Origin of the sequence: Altericroceibacterium xinjiangense, from assembly GCF_003958635.1 — a bacterium.
Classification (GTDB): Bacteria; Pseudomonadota; Alphaproteobacteria; order Sphingomonadales; family Sphingomonadaceae; genus Altericroceibacterium_A; species Altericroceibacterium_A xinjiangense.
Genome location: NZ_RSEK01000002.1, coordinates 342,543 through 351,571 on the forward strand (window position 1 = coordinate 342,543; position 9,029 = coordinate 351,571).

The following is a 9,029-nucleotide window of genomic DNA, read 5'->3' on the forward strand; positions in this document are numbered from 1 at the left end:
ATTGCGGCGTGCGCGCCCCTAGTCCCGGCGCGCGCGGGATACAAGACTTGCCTCGGCCCCGGCCACTGGCGATAGCGCGTTCATGGAGCCTGTCCCCGATCCCCGGCCGATCGACCACCTTGCCGAACGCGGCAATCCTGCTGACCCAGCGCTGGTCCTGCGCGACCGGACACTCGATTTCGCCGCCTTGCGGACCCGCGTCGCGGAGCTGGCGGGATGGCTGGCCGCACGCGTGCCGGAACAAGGCGCGCGAGTCGCCAGCTGGGCGGCGAAAGGCGAACTCACGTGCCTCCTGCCGCTCGCCGCCGCGCGGGCAGGGCTGGTGCACGTTCCGATCAATCCCCTGCTGAAACGCGCCCAAGCGGCGCACATCCTCGCGGACAGCGAGGCAAGCCTTCTGATCGGCAATGCGGCGCGCCTTTCCTCACTGGAACAACACGATGTCCCAGCATCTTGCGAAACGATCGAGGACGGCGAAGCGCTGCTGGCCGCCATCGGCGGCACCCGCTTGCCCCCCTCCAGCGCCGATCCCCACGCTCTCACCGCGATCCTCTACACCTCCGGTTCGACCGGCAAACCAAAGGGCGTGATGCTGAGCCACGCGAACCTGTGGCTCGGCGCGGTGAGCGTGGCAGGCTATCTCGATCTTGAACGGGATGATGTGGTGCTCGCGGTGCTGCCGCTGGCGTTCGACTACGGACAGAACCAGCTGCTGTCGGCCTGGCATGCCGGGGCAAGCGTGGTCCCGCTCGACTACCTGACCCCGCGCGATGTCATCAAGGCCAGCGCCGGGCACCATATCACTACGCTCGCCGCCGTGCCGCCGCTGTGGATCCAGCTGGCAGAGCAGGACTGGCCGTCCGAAGCATCCGCGTCGCTGCGTCGCTTGACCAACAGCGGCGGGGCCCTGACAGAAACGCTCGTCCGCCGTTTGCGCGCCAAGTTCCCGCACGCGAAGCTGTTTCCGATGTACGGCCTGACCGAAGCGTTCCGCTCGACGTATCTCGATCCGACACTGGTTGATACGCACCCGACCTCGATGGGCAAGCCGATCCCGTTCGCTGAAGTGCTGGTGATCGCGGAGGGCGGACAGGAAGCCGAGCCGGGCCAGGAAGGGGAACTGGTCCACTGCGGCCCGTTGGTGGCGCAAGGATACTGGCGAAATGCGGCCCGAACGGCGGAGCGGTTCCGCCCGGCGCCCCCGGCCTCCCGGTACGGCGGAACGGCAGTCTGGTCAGGGGACCGCGTCCGGCGCGAAGCGGACGGCCTGCTGTACTTCGCGGGACGGCGGGACGCGATGATCAAGAGCGCGGGCAACCGCATCAGCCCGCAGGAAGTGGAAGACGCAGCGCTCGCCACCGGGCTCGTGGCCGAAGCGGTCGCGCTGGGCCTGCCGGATGAGCGATTGGGACAAGCGATCCACCTCGTGGTCCGCGCCGGGCAGGATGCGCCGGATGCGGCCGACGAGTTGCCGAAACGGCTTGCGCGCGAACTGCCCAATTTCATGCGCCCCCACGCAATCCACTGGCGCGAAACGCTGCCCCTCAACCCCAACGGGAAGATCGACCGGGCAGTGCTGCTTCGGGAACTGACCGCATGAAACCGACAGGACCGATCCCCGCTGGGTTTGAAAGCATCGAAGGGCAGCTTGCCATCGGCGGGCACACCGCCGCCGCGCTGGTGGAGCAGGCCGGCGGCACCCCGCTGTTCGTCTATTCCGCCGAGCGGATCCGCCAACGGCTTGCCTCGCTGCGGAAGGCCCTACCTTCGAGGATTCGCGTGCATTATGCCATGAAGGCAAACCCTTACCCGCCGATCCTCGAACTGATGCGAGGCCTGGTGGAAGGCTTCGACATCGCTTCGGCGGGGGAGCTGCAAGCCGCCCTCGCTGCAGGGCAACCGGGCCACCGGATCAGTTTTGCCGGGCCGGGCAAGCGGGATGAGGAACTGGCGCTGGCGATCGAGCACGGCGTCACGCTCAACCTCGAATCCGAAGGCGAGGCGCGCCGCGCGCTGACAATCGCGGAAACGGCAGGCAAGACGCCGCGCCTCGCGATCCGGGTTAATCCCGATTTCGAATTGCGCGGATCGGGCATGAAGATGGGGGGCGGAGCGCGGCCGTTCGGAATCGACGCCGAACGCGTGCCGGACCTCGCGAAAACGATCATCGGTTCCGGCGCCGAGTGGCGCGGCCTGCACATCTTCACCGGCAGCCAGGCGCTTGACGCCGGAGCCATTGCCGAAACGCAGGCCGGGGTGATCGACCTCGCGGCCCGGCTGACGCGGGAGATCGGCACACCCCTGCCGCACCTCAACATGGGCGGCGGCTTCGGAATTCCCTACTTCGCGGGGGACGAGCCGCTGGACTTGGGGGTAATCGGAAAAGCCCTGGAGGATCGGCTCGGCGCTCTTCCGGCCGAACTGGCGGGGGCCGAACTAGCCCTTGAACTGGGGCGCTATCTCGTCGGAGAAGCGGGGGTCTACCTGACACGGATCGTGGACCGGAAAGTCAGTCGGGGGCAGACGTTCCTCGTCACCGACGGGGGCCTGCACCACCAGCTTGCCGCCTCGGGCAACTTCGGCACAGTGGTGCGCCGCAACTACCCGGTGGCCATCGCCAGCCGCTTTTCCGCCAATCACGAGGAAGAGGCGAGCATCGTCGGCTGCCTGTGCACACCGCTCGACCGCCTGGCCGACAACGCGCACTTGCCCCGCGCCGACGTTGGGGACCTTGTCGCGGTGTTCTGCGCGGGAGCATACGGAGCAAGCGCGAGCCCCTCGGCCTTTCTGGGCCAGGGGGCTGCGCGGGAAATACTGATCTAGCAGGATCTGCTTCGAACGGCCGCGACCCGCATCGGTCGGCGCTGCCGCCGCGTTCAGGTCTTCGGAGCCTCGGCGGCTTCCAGCAGAGCTTGCTGGTTGATGGTCCTCAGTTGCGGCCGGGCACCGGGTTCCGGCACGACGAGCCACAGCGCCCCAAGATCGAAGAACCCGCCTTGCTTGGGCGCGACCGTCAGGCGGTCGAGATCGACCCGGCCCAGAGCGTCCAGCGTGCGCCGGTCGAACACCCGGTCGAACGCGGCGTCGATGGCATCATGGGATTCCAGCTGTTCGGAATTGCCTTGCGCGTCGATGTAGAGCAGCGGGATTCCGGTCTGCTCCAGCACTTGCGCCTTGTCACCGCTTTGCGCCGCGGCGCGCAACGCATCGATGGCGTCACGAAACTGCGAGGCGCTGCTGTCGGTCGCGCACGAGATCGCGCCGCCTTCCACCCGGTCATGCGCGCGGTCGAACGTCTCGTCGCGCTGAGTCTGCTTCTGCCAGACCGCTACCAGACAGTCTTCGCTGCCCGCCGGGCGCGCCGCTTGCTGCCCGGCCTCGTTCAAGGCCGAATTCAGCACGGCTGCGGTCTGCTCACGCTCGGCAGCGACTGCGGCAGTCGGAGTGTCGCCGCAGGCGGTCAGCGCAAGCAACGCCAGCGCACTTGCGCCGGTCGCGGCATTACGCCTGCATGCGAGGATCGGCATACTGCCCGCCCATGAAAATGTTGGCGCGGCGTTCGCTGCGGTAGACAAGGCCCTTTGCCGTGGCCCCGCCAGCGTTGGTGTAATCGAGTTCCTGCGCGATGCCATTGTAATCCCGGTCGGCGATGGCTTGGTTCAGGCGCGGACTGCGCTTGGCCGAAACATTGCCTTCACCAACATTGTACACCAGGTCAACCAGCGCGTCGAATTCATGCTGGAACAGCGGAGTGGCTCCTGCAAGACGGGCAGCGGCGGCTTCGGCCTTGCCGATGTCCTTGTCGAAGAACTCCAGGATACGCTCCTGCGATACCTTCTGGCCGACTGCCAAGCCGTCTTCCGGAGTGATAAGGTGGCCCACGCCGACCGTCGGATAACCGGCGACATCACGATAGACCGTGGTGCGCACGCCTTCTTCCTGGATCATCGCTTCCTTCAGCGACTGGCTCGCTCCCAGCATCGCTGCCGGCAGGCGCAACTCGGGCTGCACGGTGGGCACCGGCACTTCTTCCGTCTGCCAGCCGGTCGGCACGCCCATGGCGGCCGATGAAAGTCCCATTGCGCCGGCCGAAAGGACAAGCGCAGCCTTACGCTTGCGCATCTGTCCTCCAGCCTGCTTGCCACGTTCGCGCAAGCTGCTGATAAGTCCACGGATCTGGTTACGCCGAGATACCTTTTGGCGCACACGAGGGGAACCGGAAACATCCCGCGTTGATGTCGGGGTCGTTTGGGGTTGCCTGCTCATATTGCTGTATTCCTCTCTCGTCCTTCGGGTCGTTGGGCCCGTGGTATGCGCGAGAGGTGAACGCTGTATTAAAAACATCACAGTCGCGCGGCGGGCCGTGCGTTACATACAATCAACGGTTGACTGGGACGCCTGTTCCGCCAGCATCCGCGCCCCATCGCGAATCGGGCACGGACCGGAGAGTGGCCGGATAAAGGGCTCAACTGCCAACCGATTGAGCGGTTCCCGGAGAGCTGAAAACTTCCAGAACTCGGTTCAAGTTTCCGCTCGGCATCAAGCAAGCGGTCCCGCTTCTCCCTCTTGTTAGGGGAGGGGCCGGGGGTGGATAAAGGTGCTACCCTTGCAAAAGCGCCCCTTGGTCACGCGATAAGAAGGTCTTTGCAGACCTTCTACCTCACCTTCTTATAGAGGCCTCATGAAGGGGGCGTCCCCCACGGCGTGAAAGCAGCTCCCGTCCCGCTATACGGCCCCGGCATACGGCCAAGTTGCAATTCCCGCCTTCGCCCCCACATCGCCCCGACCCTGCGCGGACGCTTGACGCCGGCGAACATCTCGGGAACATCGCACTTCATGCCTCTTTCCACTATTTCCGTCCGCGGCGCGCGTGAGCACAACCTCAAGGGGATCGACATCGACCTCCCGCGCGACGCGCTGGTGGTGATCACCGGGCTTTCCGGCTCCGGCAAGTCTAGTCTCGCCTTCGACACGATCTACGCCGAAGGGCAGCGCCGCTACGTGGAAAGCCTTTCCGCCTATGCGCGCCAGTTCCTGGAGATGATGCAGAAGCCGGACGTCGAACATATCGACGGGCTGTCGCCTGCGATCTCGATCGAACAGAAAACCACCAGCCGCAATCCGCGCTCCACGGTCGCCACCGTGACGGAGATCTACGATTACATGCGCCTGCTGTGGGCGCGGGTAGGGGTGCCTTATTCCCCCACCACCGGCTTGCCGATCGAGGCCCAGACCGTGTCCAACATGGTGGACCGGGTCATGGCCCTGCCGGAAGGCACGCGCGCCTACCTGCTCGCGCCCGTCGTGCGCGGCCGCAAGGGGGAATACCGCAAGGAAATGGCCGAATGGCAGCGCGCCGGCTTTACCCGCGTGCGGATCGACGGGGAACTGCACGAAATTGAAAGCGCCCCCGCGCTCGACAAGAAGTACAAGCACGACATCGAAGTCGTGGTGGACCGCCTGTCCGTGCGCCCCGGCGCCGAAACCCGTCTCGCCGACAGCTTCGAAACCGCGCTCAAGCTCGCCGAAGGCCTCGCCTACGTGGATCTTGCCGATGGCGTCGTGCCGGGCAGGGAAGGGGAGGAAACCGGCGGCAACCTCAAGGGCGCGGGCATCCCCGCCAACCGCATCGTGTTCAGCGAGAAGTTCGCCTGCCCCGTCTCCGGCTTCACGATCGAGGAGGTCGAGCCGCGCCTGTTCTCCTTCAATGCCCCGCAAGGCGCCTGCGCCGCGTGTGACGGTCTTGGTGAGAAGCTGCTGTTCGATCCCCAGCTCGTCGTTCCCAACGAAGGCCTGACCCTCAAGCAGGGCGCCATCGTCCCCTGGGCCAAGAGCAACCCGCCGTCCCCTTACTACATGCAAGTCCTCGCCAGCCTGGCGAAGGAGTTCGCGTTCGATCTCACCACCCCGTGGACCGACCTGACCGAAGACCAGCAATACGCCATCCTGTTCGGCACCAAGGGCAAGGCCGTTCCGCTCACCTTCAAGGACGGGCGCAAGGAATACACCGTGCGCAAGGCGTTCGAAGGCGTGATCGGGAACCTCAACCGCCGCATCCTGCAAACCGACAGCGCCTGGATGCGGGAGGAATTGTCCCGCTACCAGACCGCCCAGCCGTGTGAGGTCTGTCACGGCGCCCGCCTCAACGACAAGGCGCTGTCCGTGAAGGTCGCGGGCGAAAGCATCTCCGGCCCGGTCCGCTTGTCGGTGGCCGAGGCAAAGCGCTGGTTCCTTGAGTTGTCGGACAAGCTCGGCCCCCAGCAGCAGCAGATCGCCCACGCCATCCTCAAGGAGATCAACGAGCGGCTGGGCTTCCTCGATAACGTCGGGCTCGATTACCTCAACCTCGATCGCACCTCCGGCACCCTGTCGGGCGGGGAGAGCCAGCGCATCCGCCTCGCCAGCCAGATCGGCTCCGGCCTGTCGGGCGTGCTCTACGTGCTGGACGAACCCAGCATCGGCCTCCACCAGCGCGACAACGACCGCCTGCTGGAAACGCTGAAGCGCCTGCGCGACCTCGGCAACACCGTCATCGTGGTGGAGCATGACGAAGACGCGATCCGCGCCGCCGACCACATCGTCGATCTCGGCCCCGGCGCGGGCGTCCACGGCGGCGAAGTCGTCGCACAAGGCACGCTGGCCGAAATCCTCGGGTCGGAGGAAAGCCTCACCGCCGCGTACCTCAACGGCACACGTGAAATCGCCATCCCGCCCAAGCGCCGCAAGGGCAACGGCAAGAAGCTGACCGTCCACGGCGCAAAGGCGAACAACCTCAAGAACGTCACCGCCTCGATCCCGCTCGGCACCTTTACCTGCATCACCGGGGTCTCCGGGTCGGGCAAGTCCAGCTTCACCATCGATACGCTGTACGCCAGCGCCGCCCGCACGCTGAACGGCGCCCGGATGATCGCCGGCGCGCACGACAAGGTCACCGGGCTTGAGCACTGCGACAAGGTGATCGAGATCGACCAGTCCCCCATCGGCCGCACCCCGCGCAGCAACCCCGCGACGTACACCGGCGCCTTCACCAACATCCGCGACTGGTTCGCCGGCCTGCCCGAAGCGCTGGAGCGCGGATACAAGCCCGGCCGCTTCAGCTTCAACGTGAAGGGCGGCCGGTGCGAGGCATGCCAGGGCGACGGCCTGATCAAGATCGAGATGCACTTCCTGCCCGACGTCTACGTCACGTGCGAGGAATGCCACGGCAAGCGCTACAACCGCGAAACGCTGGAAGTGAAGTTCAAGGGCCGCAGCATCGCCGACGTGCTCGACATGACAATCGAGGACGCGGAGGAATTCTTCCGCGCCGTCCCCCCGATCCGCGACAAGATGCATATGCTGAACGAAGTCGGCCTCGGCTACGTCAAGGTCGGCCAGCAGGCGACGACCTTGTCAGGCGGAGAGGCGCAGCGGGTGAAGCTGGCCAAGGAACTCGCCCGCCGCTCCACCGGGCAGACGCTGTACATTCTGGATGAGCCGACCACGGGCCTGCATTTCGAGGACGTGCGAAAGCTGCTGGAAGTGCTTCAACGGCTGGTGGAGCAGGGTAACTCGGTCGTGGTGATCGAGCACAACCTGGACGTGATCAAGACAGCGGACTGGATCGTGGACCTCGGCCCCGACGGCGGCGTGCGCGGCGGCGAGATCGTCGCGGAAGGCCCGCCGGAGAAGGTGGCGGAAAACCCCCGCAGCTACACCGGGCATTACCTCAAGCCGATGCTGGCCAAGGCCGCGCCAAAGACCACGAGAGCGGAAAGGAAATCCGCAAAGGAAGCGGCGGAGTAACCCGGCCTCCGCCGCCCACCACACGTTCGCCCTTTCGCCCCTGATCTTCGTCACCCCGGACGCGATCCGGGGTCCATGCCCCGAGCGCCCAACCTCGGGGCAATACCCGGAAACCCGCGCCCCGCATCCGCGTTATCGAAGCGCGGAGGGGCGCCATTCCTCATCGCGCTGGCGCCCCTCCGGATGACGAGGAGGAGACCGACCATGCGCACCATCATCCCCGCCGTCGCTGCCATCGCGCTCGGCGCCGCAACCCTGTCCGCCCCCGCTGCCGCCCAGCAGGAGGCGAACCCCTACCAGACCAGCCACCCGATCATCAGCGCGCCCCTGAACATCGGCGGAGCCGGTTCCTTCACCGGCGTGATCGATCCCGCGACACGAGAGATGTGCTACGGCCTCAACGCGCCGGGTCTCGGCCAGCCCACCTCGGCGTACATTCGTCCCAGTGCAGAGGGGAGCCGCCCCGTGCTGACGCTCGAAACCCCGGTGAACGGAGCCAGCGGCGCCTGCACCGTCCTCCCCGCCGATCTCGCCCGTTCCCTGACTGCCAACCCGAGCGCCTACACCCTCGAGGTCGCCACCGCGATGTACCCGAACGGCGCGGTGAGGGCGCAATTGGAGGGGTAGGAACGTTTATCGGCTCAGGCTTTCATTCTCAGCGGGTATGCACGAATGGTTGTGAACGGCGCGTCTGAAGTAGTCAGTGCGGCTAAGCCGGTTCGATGTCCAATTTCGCTTCGCAGGGACACGTTGAATTGTTGCGCTGGCGAGATGTGAATCCACGGCATTGAGATAGTAGTTCATCATGCAATCGAAAAAAGTTAAAATCGTCGAGAGATTAAGGTTAAAGTATTTTGGTTGCCGATTAAGTGTCAACTTCAGTTATCCGTACGGGCAACCCATTGAGTGTGTTCCCGAGAGAACGCTTGTTCAGCATCATTTACGAAGTCCCCGAAATCATCTTCGGTGCGAATTTGGCGGAAGTCGCTGTGCAAGAGACCTATTTCATGTGCGGTAAGGATATATGATGCAGATAACTCGTTGAACTTCTTTATTTGCATCCATCCGATAATCGAGGCGGCCCCAGCGATAAACATACTTGTGGGGGAAAAATCCATTCTGGGATCATTAGCTTGGTACAACGAGCTAAATACAGCGAGAGCGTAAACTAGGCTCAGGACTCATTGCGGCAACCAGAAGATGACGGTCGCGGCGATGCAAATCGCGGACATGAAGGTGTGGGC

Annotated in this window: 7 protein-coding genes; 4 read left to right on the top strand and 3 right to left on the bottom strand. The window is 65.0% G+C overall.

Features of this window, described 5'->3' with window-relative positions:
* Nucleotides 1–82 precede the first annotated feature (82 nt).
* Together ELY13_RS03910 and ELY13_RS03915 are read left to right on the top strand one after the other, a co-directional pair.
* Entirely contained in the window at nt 83–1,600 is a 1,518-nt protein-coding gene (locus ELY13_RS03910; RefSeq protein ID WP_126172558.1) for an acyl-CoA ligase (AMP-forming), exosortase A system-associated, read from the top strand.
* Nucleotides 1,597–2,823, top strand: a complete 1,227-nt coding sequence (locus tag ELY13_RS03915; protein WP_126172559.1) for a pyridoxal-dependent decarboxylase, exosortase A system-associated — start codon at nt 1,597–1,599, stop codon at nt 2,821–2,823. The genes ELY13_RS03910 and ELY13_RS03915 overlap by 4 nt, the downstream gene beginning before the upstream one ends.
* A 53-nt stretch (nt 2,824–2,876) precedes the next feature.
* Here ELY13_RS03915 and ELY13_RS03920 read toward each other — a convergent pair whose 3' ends face one another.
* Nucleotides 2,877–3,527: a hypothetical protein gene (locus ELY13_RS03920; RefSeq protein WP_241233525.1), complete on the bottom strand. Its 651-nt coding sequence runs from the start codon at nt 3,525–3,527 to the stop codon at nt 2,877–2,879.
* Complete coding sequence (locus ELY13_RS03925; RefSeq protein ID WP_241233526.1) at nt 3,502–4,122, bottom strand: lysozyme; 621 nt, start codon at nt 4,120–4,122, stop codon at nt 3,502–3,504. Before ELY13_RS03925 ends, ELY13_RS03920 begins: the two co-directional genes overlap by 26 nt.
* A gap of 714 nt (nt 4,123–4,836) precedes the next feature.
* On the opposite strand from ELY13_RS03925, the gene uvrA reads away from it, so the two are divergent.
* Both uvrA and ELY13_RS03935 read left to right on the top strand, forming a co-directional pair.
* Nucleotides 4,837–7,785, top strand: coding sequence for an excinuclease ABC subunit UvrA (uvrA, locus tag ELY13_RS03930; RefSeq protein WP_126172560.1), 2,949 nt, complete (start codon nt 4,837–4,839; stop codon nt 7,783–7,785).
* A 204-nt stretch (nt 7,786–7,989) separates the two neighbouring features.
* Nucleotides 7,990–8,412 carry a CHRD domain-containing protein gene (locus tag ELY13_RS03935; RefSeq protein WP_164549689.1) on the top strand — a complete coding sequence of 141 codons (423 nt, stop codon included), beginning with the start codon at nt 7,990–7,992 and terminating at the stop codon, nt 8,410–8,412.
* A 251-nt stretch (nt 8,413–8,663) separates the two neighbouring features.
* On the opposite strand, the gene ELY13_RS03940 is transcribed toward ELY13_RS03935, so the two are convergent.
* Nucleotides 8,664–8,963 carry an SLATT domain-containing protein gene (locus tag ELY13_RS03940; protein WP_126172562.1) on the bottom strand — a complete coding sequence of 100 codons (300 nt, stop codon included), beginning with the start codon at nt 8,961–8,963 and terminating at the stop codon, nt 8,664–8,666.
* Nucleotides 8,964–9,029: the final 66 nt, after the last annotated feature.

Coding starts and splice junctions, on each gene's coding strand:
- ELY13_RS03935 (WP_164549689.1), top strand. CDS start 7,990: ATGCGCACCATCATCCCCGCCGTCGCTGCCATCGCGCTCGGCGCCGCA.
- uvrA (WP_126172560.1), top strand. CDS start 4,837: ATGCCTCTTTCCACTATTTCCGTCCGCGGCGCGCGTGAGCACAACCTC.
- ELY13_RS03925 (WP_241233526.1), bottom strand. CDS start 4,122: ATGCGCAAGCGTAAGGCTGCGCTTGTCCTTTCGGCCGGCGCAATGGGA.
- ELY13_RS03915 (WP_126172559.1), top strand. CDS start 1,597: ATGAAACCGACAGGACCGATCCCCGCTGGGTTTGAAAGCATCGAAGGG.
- ELY13_RS03910 (WP_126172558.1), top strand. CDS start 83: ATGGAGCCTGTCCCCGATCCCCGGCCGATCGACCACCTTGCCGAACGC.
- ELY13_RS03920 (WP_241233525.1), bottom strand. CDS start 3,527: ATGCCGATCCTCGCATGCAGGCGTAATGCCGCGACCGGCGCAAGTGCG.